Here is an 18856-nt window from a genome sequence, read left to right on the forward strand (position 1 = left end):
CCGATCGCCTTGGAGGCGCGGCGCGTTGCCGACAACGCGCCGCGTCTCTTCGCGTACGTACGAATTCTGTACGGGCGCTTGAGGCAGCCCACGCCGCGCACCAAGCCGAAAGCGACCGAGGCCGACCGTCCAGCGATCGAAGGGCTGATGGCCACGCTGCGTCCCGAGGACCTGACCGGCACCAGGCTCACGCCGGGCTTGCGCACACGGATCGACGAGACCTTGCCCGACCCGTCCGAGTTGCAGGTCGCCCAGGCCTGAAAAAGGCGCTCCAGACGGGGGTCAACTTCCAGGAGGGGCTCAGGCGTCTTGTCGCACGCCCCTCCGGCTGATCGGTGTCACTCGTTGTGGAGTACGTACGACCAGGCGGGCTGCTCACTGCCCGTCTCGTCGACCTCGGCCAGCGCCCCCAGGACCCAAGAGGTGATCTGCCCTCGCTCGGAATGGGCCGGGGGCAGAATACTGCGCGTACGCAGCCCGGTGACCCACAGCGCGACCATGGTGAGGAAATCTTCGAGGCTGTGCGCGGCGGGAAGGCCGGCGAGGTGGTCCTGGCCCGGCTTCGTGGGAACCCGCAGGACGTGTCCGGTGGGCCCGTCGATGACGAGCTTGCCGCCCATCCATGTGCCGATCTGGAAGAAGGGCCCGGTTTCGGGGACAGGCTCGATTCCCTCGGGCCAGGAGGGCAGTTCGTCGAGAATTCCCATCTCCCAGTTGCCGTACGGGAACAGCCCCATGGCCCCTTCGTTCATGTGTGGCAGCCCGAATTCCAGGAGAAGTTCGCGGGTCGCCGCGTGGGTGAGCCGATCCGGGAAATCCTCGACCTCGATGGGATAGATCGCGTCCTCGCCGAACAGGGTGATGACGTCCTCGGGACTCGGGTCCGGCACGTCGCTCGGACTGCTCGCGCCCGCGTCCGTGTAATCCCAGCTCAGGGGCTGCTGCCGGGCACCGAAGTCGGAGACGTCCACACCGTCCGCAGGTCGGATGGCGATCAGCCCCAGGTCGCCCCCGAAAACGACGACGTCACCCACGGCCAATGGGGCGCAAGGCAGTACAAAAGCCTGCTTGCTTCGCCGGGGGGACGACGAACCGAACAGTTCTCGGGCGAGAGCGGGCGAAGCGGAGCCGTCCGTGGGGGACGCGGGCCAGGTGAGATCCGCACGATGCTCCTGCGGAATCTCGTCGTTCTCCCAGGGGCCTGCGACACGGTTTCCCGTCTCCGCGTCCCAGATCGAGACATACGGCTGCTGTGCGCCGTCCACCGTCCGCTGCTGCAAACCGGCAATGGCGGGTCGCCCCTGCCAGCGCACCTCCGCCAGTGCGGCGAATCTCCCGGCCCGCAGATAGTGCGCGTGATAGCCACCCGGCGGCCGCCAATGGGCCCACTTGACCTGCCAGGGCAGTGTCACACAAGAGGAGGCGACCGCTGACGCGAACTCGAGATCGTCGCGCGAAAGCGCCATCAAGTGCAGCCACGAGGCCCACTCCGTCTGGTGCCGCGGTGTGACTCCCCAGCCCCACAGATGAATCGCGTCGGCGGCGGCCGTGTTTCCGGGGATGAGGAACGTCATGCTTCGTGCCGCGTCCATGAGCGCCGTTTGCGGCAGATTGGCGATGGCACGTCCGTCCCGCAGAACTTCGTCGTACGTTCCCGCCTGTACGGCGTGCATGGCGAGCCCAGTGGCCGCGTACAGGCCGACGGCACCGCGCTTGGCCCACCCCTCGGGGTGGTGAAAACCCGGAGCCGAGCGCATCAGCCAAGCAACCAATTGCCCATTGACACGGGAGAGGTCGGCAGATTCGATTTCCCGACGCAAGGTCTCGGCCAGGCCCTCGTCGACAAAGGAAACCCCGAGAGGTCCGAGCCGGAGAATTCCGGACCCTTCCCTCGCGAATTCAGCGAGTTCGTCCTCGGATGCCGCTTCACCGGTCAGCGCGGTGACAAGTTGGGCCCAGACAGGGATGGGTACGAAGCGGGGCTCGGCCAGTGCCAACGCCCGCACGGCAACGGACTCCGTTACCGCCGGCAGAGGCTCGACGGCCGCCGCGGACAGCCGAAACACCGCCCTGGGATCCACGCGGGCCGGCAGCAACTCGGGAACGACCTGGACCACCACGGCCAACTTGCCACGTGCCAGCCACGGAAGGGTCCGGGTCACCAACCGTTCGGGCTCGTACGACCGCCGTGTCGGCCCGGCACGGTGCGCGTTGACGACCAGCAGCAGCCGCTCCTCGGGCCACGAGCCGAGCGCGAAACGCCAGTCGTCCCGCTTGTCCGCGGACAGATCGACTCCGAGCGCCGTGAGGGCCTGCTGCATGACCTGCTCGGCGGTGAGACCGGTGGCGTCGACGACGACACTGCCGGGCACGTGCTCGTGGATGTCCCGCATGACGGCCGAGGTGTCATGGCCGTCCGCAGGGACAAGAAAGGCCACTTGGCCGCCGTTCCCACCCTCACGCCACCATGCGCCGACGCGACCGGCGACCTCTTCCTCGGGGATTCCGGGGGTGTCGGCGGTTGGCTCGGGCATGGTCCTCCTCAGTTGCGCGATGACTCCCCGACTCTACGCGTGGTGGGCGGTGGCGGAATCAGGCCGGGGCAGCCACGACGCGGCGCAGCACCACGACCCAGTCGTCCTCGCTCGGCCAACCCGTCAAGTCGGCGAGCTGCCATGTCTCATCGCCCACGAGGAAGTTCTCACCAATGCGGAGGGTGTGATCCTGCTCCTCGGTGGCGACGATCCCGAGCCGAACCCTGACCGAGGCGTCGGACTCCCTGTAGATGTCCATCACTGCGAAGCGAGCGTTCTCGGTACTGCGCTGAATCCCGTGCCAGAGACGAATCGTGTCGACGCTCACTTCTCATCCTCCAAAGACGCGTACTGGTTGCTGCAGTATTTCATGAATTCCTTGATGGTCAGCGGCTGGGGATGCTTCGAGTTGTGCGGATTGCGCAACTGAATCAGGCCCTTGTCGTCGACCGAGACGATCTCGTAGGCATGTGAACTCAGGAGGTCCTTCTCCATCTTGTTCTCCACGCCCGTGCCCTTCGGGCGAGTGCCGATAACGACCGGTCTGCCGCTTTCCGTGAGCTCTCGCAGGTGGGCCAGGATTTGCTTTTCCGGACTGCGGCCGTGCATATCGTACTGCGTCGGGAATTCGTGGTTCTCCGATGTACGTCCCGTGAGCTGGGCGAGCAGCTCGGCACGGTCCCCCGATGTGGAGCCCTGGGTGATACGGGAGTAGCCCGTCAGCAGATTGCCGTCGAAGTCCTTGTTGCCGGGGAACTGCAACTCGTGCTCGCGCTTTTTGTCGTCCCAGAACTGGTCCAGGCCCGCGATGGCCTTTTCCATGATCGCCGGCCAGGCCACGCCCGTGTCGTTGGCGTTGGCGTAGGCGGTGGTGTTGGGAAATTCGCTGTACACGGGCACGTCCGGGGTGACGCGCACGGTCAGGACGCGGCCGGTCGGAGCCTGGTTGCCGTAGTTGTTGCGCCGCACCTCGTGGAAACGGACCTCGTAATTGCCGTCCTCCGTCTCCCGGATCATGTCCTGGAGGAGATCCGGGTACCTGCTTGCGATGGCGCCCAAGGTGGCGATGATGCCGCAGTCGCCGATGGCACCCTGCTGCGTCTGCTCGCGCGACGGAGGCCCGTCGAACAGCGGCACGCGCGTCCCGTCGGGACGGTCCAGCGGAGTGCCGTAACGGTCGGGCTGGAACTCCGCCGGCTTCTTGTGGTTGCCGAAGCGCGGCTGGTCCACCTCAGTGGTGATCTCGGTGGGCTCAGCCGGGCCTGACTGGGTAAAGGACTGCCAGACCCGCTTGAACCGGCCTCGCTTTTCAGGCTGGTTGTCCGAGGCGGGGGAGCCCTCGTGCGGCTCGTCCGCGGATCGGTTCGGGGCGTCGGCCTGCTCGCCCGCCCCCGTGGCGGCGGTGGTGGGGCGCGGGGTCTCTGCCGCGCGCGCGAGTTCGGTCTCCTGCCGCGAAACGTCGCGGTGTGAGCGCTGCGAGTCCGCCGGCGTGGATATTCCGCTGCCCGCAGTCCCGTTGCCCGCAGTTCTGTTGCCCGCAGTCCCGTTGTCCACCGGGGAGTTGATGCTTGCGAGGTCTGCCGAAGGTGTGCGCTCGCTATCGGACGGGTTGGTGGTCGGCGTGCCGGCCGGGTCCGTCGGGGGCCTGCGGTCTGTGTCTGTGGGGTCGGTGGGGGGGCGGTGGTCTGTGCCTGCGGGGTCGGCAGGGGGCCTGCGGTCCGTGCCCGCCGGGTCCGATGGGGGTGTGCGGTGGGGGTCCGTGGGATGGGACGGGCCCGACTGAGGTGCCTGGGTGGGCGGTGTGTTGTGGTCGGGCGTTGGGGCCGGCGGTGTGTTCTGGCCCGGATTCGCCAGCGTCTGCGCCAATTCGTTGACGAAGTTCAGGTGTTGCCGAATCTCCGCGTCCTGGATCTGCTGGCTCGGCGTGCGGTACTTGCCGAGCGCAGTCCTGATCTGAGACTCGGGCCTGCCTTCCGCGCGCAGCCTGTCCCTCTCGGCTGCCTTGAGCTTCTTGAGGTCCGGGTCCGCTCGATAGGTCGTGCTGTAGTAGACGGGAACACCGTCCATCGCCGTGGAATCGTTGATTGTCTTGGAGCAGTTGGCGTGGCCGGTGGGATGACCGGATTTGGTGTTGGGCAGGCCACAAGGCTCACGTTCGGTGTAGAGGCCCTTGACCTCGACTTTGGCCTGCCCCCGAGCTTCGCGATTCTCGTTGAGCTGGTCGATCCAATCGAGGATGTGGGACTCGGAGTGCATCGGGTCGGCGCCGTCCACGGCAGGGGGAACCGACGAATCGACGATGTAGTGACTTTCCTTGGTGTCCGGGTCGAAGACTTCCACGACCGCGTAGTTCTTGCCGGAGAAGTCGGGCGAATTGCCATCCGTCTCCTCGAGCAGCCGCTTGAGGTCCTCCACATCCCGAAGGTTCGTCCCGTCCGGGTGCGATGCGAGTTCACGTCGCCAGGGAGCCGCTGATTCGTGGAACTTTCCGTTGTTGTACGCGTCGTTGTTCGCTGCCGGGTCGGGGTTCACGCCAACGGCGTTGTTGGCATGGAAGGACTGGCTGATGCGGGCCAGAGTGGCGATCGCGGCGTACCGCTGGCCGTCGTTCATGTCCGACCACGCGGGATCAAGATGCTGCCGGAGATCACTGTCGGTGAAGTTTGTCGACGGCATCGGAACATTCCGGTGCGCCGTCATCGCGGCCTTGTGGGCGGCATGAGCCTGGGGGAGAGCCTGCTGGGCATTGGCGAGCCGCTGCTCCGCCGCCGCCCGCTTGGCCTGAGCCGCCTGCTTCGCGTCCTCGGTCTTGGCTTTCCGCTCCGCGGTCGCCGCCCTGGTCCGCTCTGCCTTGGCGTCGGCGACTTCCTTCAGCGCCCTGTCATAGTCCTGCCTGGCTTCACGTACCTGCTGCGCCGACTCCGCGTGCGCCCGACGGCGATCGATGGATTCCCGCAGTACGTCGGCCAAGGGCACCCGGGGCGGGTTGCCTTGCGGCTGGGCCCACTGCCGCATCTGCGCCTGGACCGGGTCCAGACCGATCCGATGGACGTCGTGCGCGTCTCGGAGGTCGCCCTGTGCCGTGTCCGGAGGAAGGTTCGCATGCGAATCGGTCCGTCCTTCCGGGTCGGGAAGGCTCTGGTTGCGCCGCTCACGAGTGGCTTCCGCGCTGGGGTCGTTGGACCCAGGGGTCGCACCGGCCGGGCGCTGGGGCGATGTGTGGTCCGTACCGGCAGGTGTGGTCTGGCTCTGGTTCTGCGTGGTGGGCTGGTTGGTGGGCTGGTTGGTGGTCTCGATGGGGCGACGGCTGGCATCCAACGGGATCGCGAAGACCCCGTTGTTGCCGCTGTGGAGCGGGGTGGTGCTGCTCTGGCCCGTCTGCGGGTCGGCGTAGACGATCTGACCGTTGTGGTTGACCACGTTCCAGGCGTGGGCACGGCCGTCGGCGTTCTGGGTGATGATCACGGCCTGTGAGCCGTGGCCCTCGTTGAGGAGAGTGGTCTCCAGGTTCTTGTACGCGTCGCGGCCGTCGCCGAAGTCGTCGAACTCGGCGCCCAGGGCGTTCTCGATACGGTCGCGGCCGTTGGGCTCGGGAGTGTCGGCGGGGGTGCCGTCCTCATTCGGGCTGCGGCGGGCGGCGACCGTGGGGTTGCCCGCGTACGACTCGACGAACGCCAGTGCTCCGTCGGGGCAGTTGACGTTACGCCCGGACTCGTCGGGATTCTGGCCGCGCAGATCGTCGACCCAGGTGCCCTCGCGCGGGTCAGGGGCCTGCTGGAACGAGCCGTCCTCGTTGCGCGGGAATCTCTCCTGCTGCGCGCGGTTGTCGGCGTCGGTGGGGTCGTCGTAGCCATCCGGCGGACCGGAGGGGCGCGTGGCGGTGGACGGGAAGACCGGTTCCCCCGACTCCGGTTGCTGGTCGGTGTCTTGAGGGTCCTGGGTGTCGTCGGTGTCCTGGGAATCCTCAGGAGCCTGGGATTCCTGGCTGTCCTGCGTGTCCTGCGCGTTGTCGGGCTGGGGGCTGTCCTGGTCCGTCGCGTCCGAGTCCTGGGCCGTTTCCGAGTCCCGGTCCGTGGTGGATTCCGTGTCCGGGGCGGTCTCGGATACCTGGTCCGGGTTGGAGTCCTGGGTGGTGTTCGCGTCCGGAGAGATGTCCCCGTTCTGCGGTGATGTCGTCTCCGGGGTCGGCGTCGTTCCGGGGGTCGGCGTCGTCTCCGTCGTTGTGGAGGATTCCGGGGTCGTCGACGGCGGTGCCGTGTCGGTGCTGCCGTCGTTCGCGTTCTGTTCGGCGGTCGAGTCGTCGTTGTCGGAGGGCGACTCGTCAGTGGACGGCTCAGCGGACGGATTAGTGGACGGTTCAGTGGACGGCGAGGTGTGGGAAGGTCCGTCCGACTCCGTTTCGGGAGTTGACTGATCCGTCGACGAGTCGGGGCCCGGACTGTTGTTGGTGTCCGGAGTGTTCTGGGCGGACGGTTGAGGCGTCGACGGGGTCAGGAAGTACGGAGTGATCGGATTCCGATTGGCGTCCAGCGGGGTGTAGAAGACCTCTTGGGCGCCCAGGTGAATCGGATTCTCGCTGACGACGCCTGTTTGCGCGTCGACGAACAGGACCTGGCCGTTGTGGTTGACCGCGGCGAAGGCATGGCCGCCACCGCCGGGCCAGTTGACGCCGATCACGGCTGCCGAGCCATGCCCGGCCTGCGACAGCTCGTAGGCGATACGCGCGTACGGGTTGGGATGGTCCTTGCCCGCATACGTGCTGGGTGCGCCGGCCCAACGCGCCTGGTTGGCGACCGAGTCGCGCTCCGCGGAAAAGGTGTTCAGGCTGCCGTCCGCATTGAGGTCCAAGGTGCGCGGGGCGGACACCGTCGGGCGGCCGAACCATGTCTCGAGGAACGAGCGGGTGCAGTCGGCGCAGTTGTTGGACCGGCCGGGCACCCCCACGCCGCCGTCGTTCTGCAGAGCGGCCCAGTTTCCTTGCCGCGGGTCCGCGTACACCTGCGGGGTGCCGTCGGGATTCCTCGGGTGGGCGTTCTCGAGGTCCTGCTGATGAGCGGGGTCGGGTGTGGTCAGGCCTTCGTGCGGGATGCTGAGGTCGTTACGGATGTCCGAAAGGTTGTCTGCCTGGGGCGGAGGCGGAGGCGCCGTGGGCTGCTCGGGCGCGCTGTCGACAGCGGGGGCCTGGTGGTGATCGGGCGTCTGGTGGGTGGTGTCCGGCTGCTGATGGTCCGGCTGTTGGTTGTTCGGTGCCGGCATCCCCTGGTCGTTCGGCGTGGAAGTGGGGGACTGGGCCGGTGACTGCCGGTTCGTCGGCTGCTCGCCGCGGGGCGGCGAGGTCGGGCGCCCAGGTGTCTCGGTGCGCGGAGTCTCGGCACGCGGCGTGTCAGTGCGTGGTGGTGTGGTGGGGCGACTCGGTGTTTCGGTACGCGGTGAGTCAGCGCGCGGCTGCGTGGTCGGACGGCTCGGTGGCTCGCTGCGCGGTGTCTCGGTGCGCGGGGGTGATGCCGGACGGTTCTGCTGGGTGTCCCGCGGCGGCGTCGTGGGCCTGGTGCTCGGCTGTTCCGTACGTCGCGTCGTGTCCGTACGCCGCGTCGGGGCGCTGGGCGTGGTGGCCCGCGGTGTCGTCGTGCGGTTGCCTGCCGCCGGCGCCTGCGTCGGGATGGGGCCGGCCGCCGGTGGTGGCATGGCACCCGGTGGCGGCATCGAGGGCGTCGCGGACGACGGGGCCGCCTGCTGCGGGGTGCCCGCCTCACCGGGCTGCGTACCGGGGGCAGGGGGCGCCGCCATCGCGGCGTCGCCCATGAGGCCCATGTGTTCGTGGTCCGAGTCTTGCGGGGTCCGTGTTGACGGTGTCGGCGCGTGGCCCTGACCAGGGCTGGGGTGTGCGGTGGGCGTGTTGCCGGGCATGGCGCCGCTCGGCATGGAGCCGCGGCCGCCGGCCTGGTTCTGGTTGTCGTGGTTGTTGCCGTCGTGGGAGTCGTCCGGCATGGGGCCCTGGGCCGGTGCGGGCATGGTGGTGACCGGGTCGCGGTCGACCTGGTGCATGCCTGGTTCGGGGCGGGAGTTGTCGGGAGCCGGGGCCGGCGCGGCCTCGGGGCGGTCTGTCTCCGGCGGCGACGACGGCATGGGCGCGGGCTCGGCGTTGCGCGGGTCCGGGATCGACGCGCCCTGCTCCGGGGTGTGGACGTCGACGCCTTCCGGGCGGCTCGGGCGAGCGCTGTCCGGAGTGGTGTCCGGCGCCGGGGAGCCATCGGCATCCGGCGTGGTGCCCGGGCCCTCGATGGGCGAGGAGTTGGAGGGCATGGAGGGCTCGTTGCCCGGTGCCGTGCTCGGCGGGGCGTCCGGTGTGCTGTCCGGACGGGCGGAGTCGGGGGTGGTGTCGGGGGCCGGTCCGCCCTCCACGTCCGGCCTCGTCGTGGTGGACGGCGTGGACGGCGTGGACGAGTCCGGAGACGCGTCGGGGGTGGACGAGTCGTCGTCCAGAGGACGACCGATGCTGTCCCTGTAGGCCTGGGTGCCCACGTCGAAAGGGCTGGGCGAGTCGGAGCCACGGCTTGGTGAGGGCGAGGACGACGAGGGGTTCGACGAGTCCGGGCTGCCGGTGCTGTCCGTGCTGCTGTTGGACGGCGTACTCGAGGAAGAGGAGGGCGAACTCGAAGCCGACGGGCTCTCGGACGATGAGGGCGGGCTCGACGACGATGACGGGTTCGACGAAGAGCTGTCCGAAGCGCTCGACGGAGACGAGGACGACGGACCGCCGGTATCCGGTGCCCTGCGCCCGGAGTCGCCGCTGCTCGAACTCGGCGAATTACTGGAACTCGGGGAGTGGCTCGACGAACTGCTGTCGTTCGATGACGAGTGGGACGAGCTCGGCGAGCTCGACGAATGCGAGGTGCTGGGGGAGTTGTTGGACGAACTGCTGTCGTTGGACGACGAGGTGCTGTTCGACGACGAGGAACCGTTCGATGACGAGGAACTGTTCGATGACGAGGAACCGTTCGACGGCGAATCGTTGGACGAAGAGTCGTGGGAACTGCTGTCGTTCGACGACGAATCGTTGGAGTTCGACGAGCTGTCGTTGCCGGAGTCCGACGAGCCGTCGCCGCCGTGGTTTCCGCTGTTGGTCAGTCCGTGGCGGGCGCCGTGCCCCGCGCGGGAGCCGGCGCCGTCGCGCAGGGACTCGCCGAAGGTGGAACCGGAATTCTTCAGGGCGTCCTTGCCCTCTTCGTAACCCTTCTTGGCGGTGCGGCCCAGGTCGTAGCCCGACTGCTTGCCGAAGTTCTGCTCGACGGTCTGGGCGACCAGGTCGGAGACCATGGCTTCCAGAGCGGAGACAAAGGGTTCCTTGGCGGTCTCCAACACCGCCTGCAAGATCTGTTGGGCTATCTCCTTGAGGAGTTTGCGCAGGATCATTCGCGTGGCGGCGGCCGCGCCCATCGCGCCGAGTTCGGACAGACCCAAAGTAAAGGGAGCGGCGGCCTGGGCCGCGGCGATCTCGATCGCCAGGATGACCAACTGGGCGATCACCGCCACTTTTAGCCCGATGATGAGCATCGCCGCGGCGTCCATGCATATGGCGATCAGCTCGGCGCCCTGCCGGGCGTCGTCGAAGTAGCCCGAGCCGCCGGAGAACTTCTCCCAGGTCTTGTTGAAGCCTTCGATGGAGTCGCCGGCGTTCTCGGCGAGGACGTTGCCGGCGGCGCTCATGCCACGGGCTTGGAGGGCCTCCACATCAGCGGCGAACTGACGCCAGGTGTTGGCGCACTCCATCATCTTGTCTTCGTTGCCTGTGGGCCACTCGAAGCCACACATCTCGAGAACCCACTCAAGTGCGTTCGGCAGCATCAAAGCCATGACGAAGACCCCCGTTGTCGCCCATGTAGTTCTTGTTGTCCCGGCCCTGTGGGCCGACCCACTCCATCCGCCTCACCGCCGGCGGAAGCGCCCTGCTTCTCTGCTGCTGCCCGGAGGCGCCATTCGGAGCCTCGTGAGTGCTCAACCGCCTTGCGTCGGCGCAGAGCCATGCCCATGCCCATGCCAGAGCCTACTTAACAGCCCTTACGAACCCTCAGCTCTGTTGTGCCACAGTGCTGTAGCAGACACCGGGTCCCAAGCCGTCCAGCCCTCAGGCGGAAGCCCTAGCCATGGGGCCGGCGCAGGCTGCGGTACAGCTCGATCGCGGAGTCCGGCGGAAAGTTGGGGACATAGGTGACGGCTCCGTCGCTTTTGGAGATCACCATGTGACTGCCACCCAACGGCGCCTGAGTGCCGGGCGGCGGTGGGGGCATGACGGCGTGGACGAGGAAGCCGATGTCGAACTCCACCACGTACAACGGCGCCGGGTTTCCTTCCGGATCCCGTACTTCGAATCGGGCGCGAGCGGCAGCCAATGCCTCTTCGGCAGTGGCGGGGATGGGCTGTACCGGTTCCGGCGCGGCGGGATGCGACACGGACTCTCTCCTATCAGTGAAGGGGCGACTGCGGGGCAGGCACGGTCATGCGGTGAACTCAGACTTGGCGCGGGGCACGTCCCCGTGGTGCGGGCCGTGTCACTTGCTCACGGACTTCAGAATCCGCACCTCGCCGCCGAACTGGTTCTCCGGCTTCTGCTCCTTGACCAGAGCGTCGTTGAAGTCCTCGTTCTCCACGTGGTTCTTCGCCATCCGCTCCAACGCCTTGCCGATTTCGTTGAGCTTGGTGGCAAGGTGGTCCATCGAGTCCGTCATGCCGTCGCGCAGGCCTTCGTAGACCACGCCGAACTTCTCGCCGAGCTCGTCGTCACCCCACGGTGGGGTGCCTTCCTTGTCGCTGAAGGTGGTCAGGCCCTTCCAGGCGTCCTGGGCGACACTCGAGAACGTCGTCTCCTTCGGTGCTCCGCCTCCACCGCCTCCGCCGTCACCCTGCGCGGCCAGGCCGTTCTTCAGCTTGGCGGTGGCCTGGTAGAAATCCCTGCCGATCTCGGAGAAGTTCTTCCCCTCGGCCTTCAGCGTCTCCGGATTGCTCTGGAACCCGTCACCCATGACTGCGCCCCCGTTCCCCTACCGGCGTCATCGAGCGCCGGTTCACGTCCGTTTCATATCTGTGCCAGCGTACCCAGAGGCAGTGACAAGCCCTCAACCCCTGGGTGTCACCGTCAGGCCCGGTGGACCGAAGAAGGGGCGGGCCATTTCGAGGGCCTCCCCATCGTTCGCCGGTGGGCGGTGCGCCGGCGAGACGGCCCGAGCCTCCGTGGGCACGGGCCCTTGGTCCGCATCCGGCCCCGGGCTCAACCCCGGTGTCCACCCCGCCCCCGCTTCTTCGGCCCCGTGACCAGGTTGGTCGAAGGACCGTCGTGCTCGGCGCGCTCCTTCTGCTCTTCCTCGTCCCGTTTGCGCTCCCACTGCTCGCGCTTCTCGCGCTCGGCCTCGCGGTCCTCCATGGTCTGCGACTCGGCGGCGCGGCGGATCTCGGTCATGCGGTCGCCCAGCGCGTCCATGTAGCGCTCGCTCTTGATGGCGTCGGTCATTCCCATGCGTCCCGACAGGATGCCCTGGGCCATCTCCTGGAGCGGTCCGCTCGCATTGGGGTTGTCGGCCAGAGTGCGCAGCGCCTTGTGGAGGCTGTGAGCCTGCTCCGGGCCCTGCGCGACGTCCATCAGCTCGGAGTCGTCGATCTCCCGCTCGCCCGGCCCCGGTCTGCTTCCCCGCCTGTTGGTCATGAGAACCCCCTTCGAGCCCAGAGGGCCCTTCGCGCACGCCGAACGCGGCTTTCGCACTCGCTACAGCCTGCTACAACTTTTGACGAGTTTATCCAGCCGACCGTTTGGACCGTCAGTCCGGGCGCATCCACGCCCTGCTCGCCGCGCTCCCGCACCTCTCCCGTCCCGATCCTGTCCCCCTCCGTGCTCGATACCTGCCCGATGGAGGGCATGTGACGAGGGCCCCGGCCGGGCGCCGGGGCCCTCGTCACCTTGTGAGCCCGCGGCTTTCGGTGGTGAGACCGGATTGCGCGCCCGTGCCTGGTGGTCTGTTGCGGTCGGTTGCGGTCTGTTCTATTGACTGACGAGGATGCGTTCGGGGCCCATGGATTCTGCGGTGCTGTCGGGGCGCAGGGTGAGTTTGCCTCCCTTCCACAGGGTGACGATGTCGTCTTGGCGGTCGGGGCCGCCGAAGGCACCGACGGTGGCCAGGGTGGCATTGCGCCATGGTGAGCCGTGGGGCCGGAGTCGGTGTTCCTTCCGCCGCTTGCCTATGCCGTTGCGGGCAATGTCTTCGTAGGCGGTGACTTCGCCGTCGATCCAGCGGACGAAGAGATCTTGGTCGCCCGTCGTGGAGTTGAAGTCCCCTGCGGCGAGGTCCCGGGCGTAGGGCCAGGTGCGGTGGGGCGGTGGCATGAGCTGTCGCTCGCCGTGCATGCCCTTGGCGTCGACATTGGGGTAGAGCGTCACCTCACCGTCGGACCAGACCACGACAAGATCATCGCTGTGTGTGGTGCCACCGCCGAAACGGCCGGCGGTCATCGCGACGGCATGGGTCCAGGTGCCGTTGGGGCGCCGCAGCTCGACCACGCTCTTCAGCTTGTGGGTTTCGTTGACGTTCTTGTAGAGCGTCACTCGGCCGTTGGCCCAGCAGACGAGGAGGTCGTAGCTGCCGTTGCCGGTGAAGTCGCCGGCGGTGATCAGCTTTGCCTGCTTCCAGGTCTTGTCCTTGACGAGCCGGATGTCCTTGCCGAAGCCGTACGTGCCGTTGCCGGGGTAGAGGGAGACCTCGCCGTCGGACCAGCGCACGATCAGGTCGCTGGTGTTGTTGCGTACGGAGGCGGTGTGGAAGCGGCCGGTGCTCATGCCTCTGGCGTGCGACCAGGTGCCGGAGCTGCCCAGGGAAGTGCCGGAGCCGGTGTCCGCGGGCGCGTCACTTACGGCCTGGTGGTAGAGGCGGAAGACGTCGTCGTCGAACTGGGAGGTGTAGGAGGTGTGGTCGTAGGCACCGCCGGTCTTGTAGCCGCCGATGACGCCGACCAGGTTGCCGCGGGTGCCGTCGAAGTTCTCCAGGAACGGTCCGCCGCTGACGCCGGCCCGGAAGCCGTCGCAGGTGATTTCCATGAACCGGCCCTGGAAGGCGGTGGTGTTGTTGGTGCACCGCAACGGGGTCTTCTGGCCGCCTGGGTATCCGGCGACCGTGACGCTCCGGCGTGCGAGGCTGGCGGAGTTCACCTTGGTGAGGTTGTTGCCGCGGCCGGTGGCGTCCTCCAGGAGCTGTCCGTGGGCGTTGGGGCCGACGCGCAGGAACGCGAAGTCGACGTCATCGTCGGGCGTCGCCCGCAGATAGCGGCCGTCGATCCAGATCTTGCCTGGTGTGACCGGGAAGATCCCGTACGGGGTCTCGCCCACCTGGCCGGTCGCCGAGCGGCCGGCACGGTAGCCGGGAACGAACGCGATGTTGCGGCGGGATGCCCCTTTGAGGCAGTGCGCTGCCGTGATGACCAGGCTCTTGGTCGGTGAGGCCACCGAGGCCGCGGTGCAGAACCGGTTCGGGGTCGCCTCGCCCTTTTCGTTGCGGATCAGGAAGACGCCGACCGTGGCCATGCCCTCGTCGATGACGTGGCTGGGTTCCTGGAGCGAACGCTTCTGCCGACCACCGGGCGCCTTGGGGGCGCTCTGCCGGCCCTCCTTCACGCCACCCTGGACGGTGTCCGTGCCGTCAACGGGGACTGCGCTGCGGATGCGCTCCGGGGTCCAGTAGCGCGCGGCCTCCCGGGCCTGTCGGATCTCTTCCGGTGTGGCGGTCTTCGAGGAGTTCGGTGGGTTGCCGGGGGCAGGGGCGGCCGATGCGGGGGCGGTGAAGGCGAGTGTGGCGCACAGGCTCAGGGTGGCGGCGCGCGCCCAAGCTATTCGTCTCATGTCTCTCGTTCGTAGCAGTCGGTGGCATGCGTGCCGGGGTCTCAGGAGCCGGGCCCGTCGGGCGCCGGCTCACCGACGGTGAGGGGGATGTCCAGAGTTGCCCCCTCGGGGGTGGTGAGGCGGAGGGTGTAGGTCCCGGGGTGCTCGTCGGTGAAGAGCTGGGGGAGGGCGAACCGGCCGTCGGCGTCGGCGGTGGGGAGGACGAGGGTGCGGACGGGGTCGCCGTGCCTGTCCTTGAAGTAGGGGCCGACCGTGCTCTCTTCGGCCGCTCCCTCCTCGTCGTCGGCGCCGGCGAGCAGGGTCGCGGTGAGACGGATGCCTGGGACGGGCTTGTCGCGTGCCGTCGCCCGGGTCTGCGGAAGTTCGGGGAACCGGCTGTTGATGTCCGCCTGCGGCAGCTTGGGGTCGAGGAGTTCCAGACGGTCGGCGGTGGCCGCGGGTGCCTGCCTGACGGTCGCGGTGAAGGAGGCGGTGGTCGGCTTCCGCTCTCCGGGGAGCGCGGTGGTGACGGTGACACGTCCGGGCCGGTTGCCGGCCCGGAGGGCGGGCGCGGTGGCGACGCCATGGTCGTCCGCGGTGACCGTCGCGGTCGTGGCGTGGCCGGCGAAGTGCGCCCTGCCGGTGCCGATGATGCGGTACGTCACCTTGGCGCCGGACACCGGGTGTCCGTGGGCGTCGAAGGCACGCACCTGCGGACGCCGTCCGAACGCCTCGCCCGCCGTCCGGTCTCCCAGGCCTTCGGCTCCGACGCGTTCGACGCGGGTGACCGTGCAGTGGTCACTGCCCGGGTGGCGGTTGAGCGCGGGATCGGGCTTCTCGGCGGGCTGGTGCTCCGGACGGGTCGTCGGCCGCCAGTCGGGAACAGGCGTGGCGGGACGCGAAGTTGCCGAAGTGCCGGATAGCCGGTCCTGCTCGGGCCGGGGCTGAGCGGGGGCGATGCGGCGCGGCGACGTGATGGCCGGTGACGGGGTGTCTGCGGGGTCGGGGCGGTGCGGGGTGGCGGGTGCGTCGTCCGGTGTCGCGGTGACCTTGCCGCCTTGGTACGTGCGCATCCAGTCCCGCACGGCATTCACGTACTCACGGGAGTTGTTGTAGTTGAGGATGGCCTTGTCGAGGTCGGCCGGACGGTTCAGGTCGCGGCCGCCTGCGCAGAGGTAGTGGCCGGTGGCGAGGGCGGCGTCGTAGAGGTTGTGGGGGTCGTTGACGCCGTCGCCATTGCCGTCGGCTCCCCAGGTGGCCCAGGTGGAGGGGAGGAACTGCATCGGGCCGATGGCCCGGTCGAACTCGGCGTCCCCGTCCCACCGGCCCCCGTCCGTGTCACGGATCAGGGCGAACCGCTCACCGTCCAGGCGCGGGCCGCGGATCGGCTTCGCGACCGACCCGTCGGAACGCAGGCCGTAGCCGGAGGCGTGCACGGACTCGACACGGCCGATGCCCGCCACCAGCTGCCAGCGCACATGACACGACGGCCGGGCAGTGCTCAGCGCCCGCTCCGCCGTCTTGTAGGCGTCCAGGGCTGTGGCGGGTATGCCCATGGTCCCCTCGGACTTCGCTCCCGTCCCTGCTTCCGTTCCCGTTCCCGTCCCTGTTTCCGTTCCCGTTTCCTGCTTGGCCTGGCCCTGATGCTGTCCTGGTGAGCCGGGCAGGCTGAGGTCGGGTATGCCGCGGGGCTGGGCCTGCGCCGCGTTGGCGTCGGGGTTGGTATCGGTGGCATCGGCGGTCCACGGTCCGACAACCCGCAGCGGGCTGATCGCGGAACCGGCGGTCAGGCCGACGGCCAGCGCGCATACGCACAGGCCCTGACGTACACGGCGGGAGACGAGCCGGGAGAGGGCGGACGAGAGGGGAGGCGACATCTTCACGGGTGAGCAGATCCTTGAGCGCAAGGAGATACGGGAGAAGGCAAGGGGACACGTGGTGATCGGAGAGGGAGGCAGACCGACGCAACGGAGGCCGGAGTCGTTGGCGCCGTCCCAGGGAAGGTCCGGCCGTCCGCGCTGGTCGGCCGGACCTGACAACTGCCGGTTCAGCCGGCCAGCTTGACTTCCCCGTGCGTCCCGGCGGCATCCACACCCGGGTAGAGACCGAGCGAGCTGTCCTTCCACCGGACCAGGACGTCGTTGGGCCGCTCATTGGCGACGAACGCCCCGGCGGTCACCACCGTGGCGTTGATCCACGGCGACTTTCGCGGCCGGACAGTGATCTCCCCGTGGAGTCCCGCGGCGTCGACACCGGGGTAGATGGTGGTCTCGCCATCGACCCAGCGCACCAGCAGATCCGCGGTCTTCTTCCCGGTGAACTCGCCGGCGGCGATCTGTGTGGCGTAGGGCCAGGTGGTCGTGTTCTTCCGGACCAGCGTCTTCTTCGCCTTGTCCGCCAGGCCGTTGGCGTTCAGGTCGGGGTGCAGCGTGACCCGGCCGTCGTCCCAGACGACCACGAGGTCATCGCGCTGCGCATTGGCCGTGTACCGGCCGGCGGTCATCTGTCTGGCGTGCGTCCACGGGCCGTTCTTGACCGGTGCAACGAGCTTCTTCTCGTGGTGGAAGCCCTTGGCGTCCACGTGGGTGTACTGCGTCATCTCACTGTCGACCCAGCGCACCACCAGCCCGTCCGTACCATCGCCGAAGCCGGCGCCCGTCATCTCCTTGACGTACTGCCAGTTGGTTTTCGGGGCCTGCTTCAGCGGCTTTCCCAGCTGGTACTCGGCGACGAACGGATGGGACGGATCCTTGTCGTCCCCGCCCTGGTAGAGCGTGACCTCGGAGTCGGTCCAGCGGACGATCATGTCCATGTGCCGCTTGCCGCCGGCCGAGCCGCCGGTGAAGTACCCCGAGGCGATATGGGTCGCCTTGCTCCAGGGTGCCTTGGGGAAGACGGCACGGTAACTGACCTTCTGCACCCAGGTGCCGAGGCCGTCCACACGGCTGTCGACCGCTACCTTACGCGTCTCGGACGGGTCGGTGCCCAAGCAGCCTCCCTGCCAGGACGTGCTGTTGACACCGACCAGCTCCACCCGCCCGGCGGTCTCCCGCAGCGCCGGGCCGCCGGTGTCGCCCTTGCACACAGCGCCGTCAGCAGGAGCCTTGGGGCTGATGGAGAGCGATCCGTCCTGCACCGCGTCCACCGTGAACGAGGAGCTGCCCAGCCGGTCGGGCACCCACTCGGTCTTGGTACGCCCGAGGCCCGCGACCTTCAGCTCCTCGCCCTGCTGGGGCGCGCCGGTCCCGATGGCCACGGGGGTGACGCCGGTGACCGGCTTGGCGAGCTTCGCCATCACCAGGTCACGGCCCTGGTAGGGGACGAGCTCGACGACGTCCGTCACGCTGCCGGCCGGCTTCGTGAGGTCGGAACTGCCGACAGTGGCAGTCGTCTTCCACTTCGGCGCGCCCTCGGAGACCTTGTAGCTCTTGCCGGGGTCTTCCGCGAAGCAACTGGCAGCGGTGAGCACCCACTGCTTGTCCACCAGGGCGCCCGAGCAGCTGCGCGTGCCCTTGCCGATGTCGAGCTTCGCGGCGAAGCCGTACGTATCTGCCTTGGCGGAGTCGCCGATCACGGCGTTCGCCGGGGTGGCTGTCAGTGCACCGGCGGCTATGGCGGTGGTAAGGAGTCCCGTCATCCACGCTGCGCGCGGACGTTTGCTGAGCACGTTGTCTTTCCTTAGAGGTTGTCTCACGTGGTGCTACCGGCTCTCGCCGGTGCCCGAGTGCGCCGTCGCCTCGCTCGGCCTTCGTCGCCTTCATCACCAGGGCGTCAAGAAGGACGTGGGAAGCAGCGGAGCGTCCAGGCGGTGTTGGGGGCCGATGCGTCGATGAGGATGAAGGTGAGCGGCTACCGAAGCGGTGCCCCCGGGGCCCTGCCGGTGTGTCAGCCGGTGATGCGCAGTTCGACCAGAGTTGCTCGGGGCGCGCCGATGACACCCTCGCCGATGGGCTTGAAGCCCTCTTCCGTGGACACGTTGACGGTCTGGGTCTTGCCGGCGGAGGTGAGTTGGGCGCGGATGGGGTGGTCGACAGTCTCAAGGTAGAAGGCCTTGGGGATCTCAAGGGCGAGGTAGCCGGACTTGCCGGTGGCCGTGAAGCACCACTTCTTCGGCAGGTCCTCCTCGCCCTCCTCGCGGCGGATGCTGACCTTGATCTGGACGGCGGGGTCGGTGCATTCGGTGAGCATGATGTGCCCGTCGCCCCTGATGAGCTTGATTTTCTTTTCTGCGAGGAGCTTGTCGGCGCCCGGGTAGCCGAAGTCCTCAACCGCGCTGGGCGGGCCGGGCGCGGTGGCAGCGGGGGCCTTGGCGGTGGAGGCCATGGCAGGGGCGCTGATGCCGGCTATGGCGGTGAGGATTCCGGCACCGGCGAACAGTGTGCGGGCGCGAGGGGTCACTGGTTGGTCCTTCCGGGGTGATGCTCGTTCAGCCGAGCTGACAGTTATGTGCAACTCGCCTCGTGAA

13 protein-coding genes and 1 pseudogene are annotated in these 18856 nt (G+C 68.2%); 3 read left to right on the plus strand and 11 right to left on the minus strand.

Annotation, left to right across the window (positions count from 1 at the left end):
• The first annotated feature begins 9 nt into the window (after nt 1-9).
• Nucleotides 10-261, plus strand: a complete 252-nt coding sequence (locus tag ADL29_RS11370; RefSeq protein ID WP_053923546.1) for a hypothetical protein — start codon at nt 10-12, stop codon at nt 259-261.
• A gap of 77 nt (nt 262-338) precedes the next feature.
• Here the strand turns inward: ADL29_RS11370 and ADL29_RS11375 are convergent, their stop codons facing one another.
• From ADL29_RS11375 to ADL29_RS11385, 3 genes are read right to left on the minus strand one after another with little or no spacing between them, the layout of a single operon-like run.
• Nucleotides 339-2534: an SUKH-4 family immunity protein gene (locus ADL29_RS11375; RefSeq protein WP_053923547.1), complete on the minus strand. Its 2196-nt coding sequence runs from the start codon at nt 2532-2534 to the stop codon at nt 339-341.
• A gap of 58 nt (nt 2535-2592) precedes the next feature.
• Nucleotides 2593-2862, minus strand: coding sequence for a DUF6406 domain-containing protein (locus ADL29_RS11380; RefSeq protein WP_053923548.1), 270 nt, complete (start codon nt 2860-2862; stop codon nt 2593-2595).
• Nucleotides 2859-8837: a toxin glutamine deamidase domain-containing protein gene (locus ADL29_RS11385; RefSeq protein ID WP_169795214.1), complete on the minus strand. Its 5979-nt coding sequence runs from the start codon at nt 8835-8837 to the stop codon at nt 2859-2861. The genes ADL29_RS11380 and ADL29_RS11385 overlap by 4 nt, the downstream gene beginning before the upstream one ends.
• Here ADL29_RS11385 and ADL29_RS44040 point away from each other — a divergent pair.
• The gene (locus tag ADL29_RS44040) at nt 8836-9042 is read left to right on the plus strand and encodes a hypothetical protein (protein WP_169795215.1); all 207 of its coding nucleotides are present in this window, start codon (nt 8836-8838) and stop codon (nt 9040-9042) included. The two genes, ADL29_RS11385 and ADL29_RS44040, sit on opposite strands and share 2 nt — an antisense overlap.
• Before the next feature lie 6 nt (nt 9043-9048).
• Nucleotides 9049-9765, plus strand: coding sequence for a hypothetical protein (locus tag ADL29_RS44045; RefSeq protein ID WP_053923551.1), 717 nt, complete (start codon nt 9049-9051; stop codon nt 9763-9765).
• A 239-nt stretch (nt 9766-10004) separates the two neighbouring features.
• On the opposite strand, the pseudogene ADL29_RS46815 reads toward ADL29_RS44045, so the two are convergent.
• From ADL29_RS46815 to ADL29_RS11435, 8 genes and pseudogenes are all read right to left on the minus strand, one after another.
• Nucleotides 10005-10388: pseudogene (locus ADL29_RS46815) on the minus strand (WXG100-like domain-containing protein); the annotation flags it as partial.
• Nucleotides 10389-10672: 284 nt separating this feature from the next.
• Nucleotides 10673-10984 carry a hypothetical protein gene (locus ADL29_RS11405; protein WP_245689329.1) on the minus strand — a complete coding sequence of 104 codons (312 nt, stop codon included), beginning with the start codon at nt 10982-10984 and terminating at the stop codon, nt 10673-10675.
• Nucleotides 10985-11083: 99 nt separating this feature from the next.
• Nucleotides 11084-11554: a hypothetical protein gene (locus ADL29_RS44495; RefSeq protein ID WP_053923553.1), complete on the minus strand. Its 471-nt coding sequence runs from the start codon at nt 11552-11554 to the stop codon at nt 11084-11086.
• Between the two features lie 245 nt (nt 11555-11799).
• The gene (locus ADL29_RS11415) at nt 11800-12231 is read right to left on the minus strand and encodes a hypothetical protein (RefSeq protein ID WP_053923554.1); all 432 of its coding nucleotides are present in this window, start codon (nt 12229-12231) and stop codon (nt 11800-11802) included.
• Nucleotides 12232-12564: 333 nt separating this feature from the next.
• Nucleotides 12565-14412, minus strand: coding sequence for a trypsin-like serine peptidase (locus tag ADL29_RS11420; RefSeq protein WP_053923555.1), 1848 nt, complete (start codon nt 14410-14412; stop codon nt 12565-12567).
• Between the two features lie 41 nt (nt 14413-14453).
• Nucleotides 14454-16268: a lytic murein transglycosylase gene (locus tag ADL29_RS11425; protein ID WP_245689336.1), complete on the minus strand. Its 1815-nt coding sequence runs from the start codon at nt 16266-16268 to the stop codon at nt 14454-14456.
• A 170-nt stretch (nt 16269-16438) separates the two neighbouring features.
• On the minus strand, nt 16439-18028 hold the full coding sequence (locus tag ADL29_RS11430; protein ID WP_053923607.1) for a S1 family peptidase: 1590 nt from the start codon (nt 18026-18028) through the stop codon (nt 16439-16441).
• Nucleotides 18029-18276: 248 nt separating this feature from the next.
• Nucleotides 18277-18789: a hypothetical protein gene (locus tag ADL29_RS11435; RefSeq protein ID WP_053923557.1), complete on the minus strand. Its 513-nt coding sequence runs from the start codon at nt 18787-18789 to the stop codon at nt 18277-18279.
• Nucleotides 18790-18856: the final 67 nt, after the last annotated feature.

The organism is Streptomyces chattanoogensis (assembly GCF_001294335.1).
Classification (GTDB): Bacteria; Actinomycetota; Actinomycetes; order Streptomycetales; family Streptomycetaceae; genus Streptomyces; species Streptomyces chattanoogensis.

What these genes read in the sequence shown, in the direction of transcription:
- ADL29_RS11420 (WP_053923555.1), bottom strand. Translation starts at nt 14,412, where the DNA reads ATGAGACGAATAGCTTGGGCGCGCGCCGCCACCCTGAGCCTGTGCGCC.
- ADL29_RS11385 (WP_169795214.1), bottom strand. Translation starts at nt 8,837, where the DNA reads ATGCCCTCCAACTCCTCGCCCATCGAGGGCCCGGGCACCACGCCGGAT.
- ADL29_RS44495 (WP_053923553.1), bottom strand. Translation starts at nt 11,554, where the DNA reads ATGGGTGACGGGTTCCAGAGCAATCCGGAGACGCTGAAGGCCGAGGGG.
- ADL29_RS11430 (WP_053923607.1), bottom strand. Translation starts at nt 18,028, where the DNA reads ATGACGGGACTCCTTACCACCGCCATAGCCGCCGGTGCACTGACAGCC.
- ADL29_RS44040 (WP_169795215.1), top strand. Translation starts at nt 8,836, where the DNA reads ATGGAGGGCTCGTTGCCCGGTGCCGTGCTCGGCGGGGCGTCCGGTGTG.
- ADL29_RS11425 (WP_245689336.1), bottom strand. Translation starts at nt 16,268, where the DNA reads ATGTCGCCTCCCCTCTCGTCCGCCCTCTCCCGGCTCGTCTCCCGCCGT.
- ADL29_RS11415 (WP_053923554.1), bottom strand. Translation starts at nt 12,231, where the DNA reads ATGACCAACAGGCGGGGAAGCAGACCGGGGCCGGGCGAGCGGGAGATC.
- ADL29_RS11375 (WP_053923547.1), bottom strand. Translation starts at nt 2,534, where the DNA reads ATGCCCGAGCCAACCGCCGACACCCCCGGAATCCCCGAGGAAGAGGTC.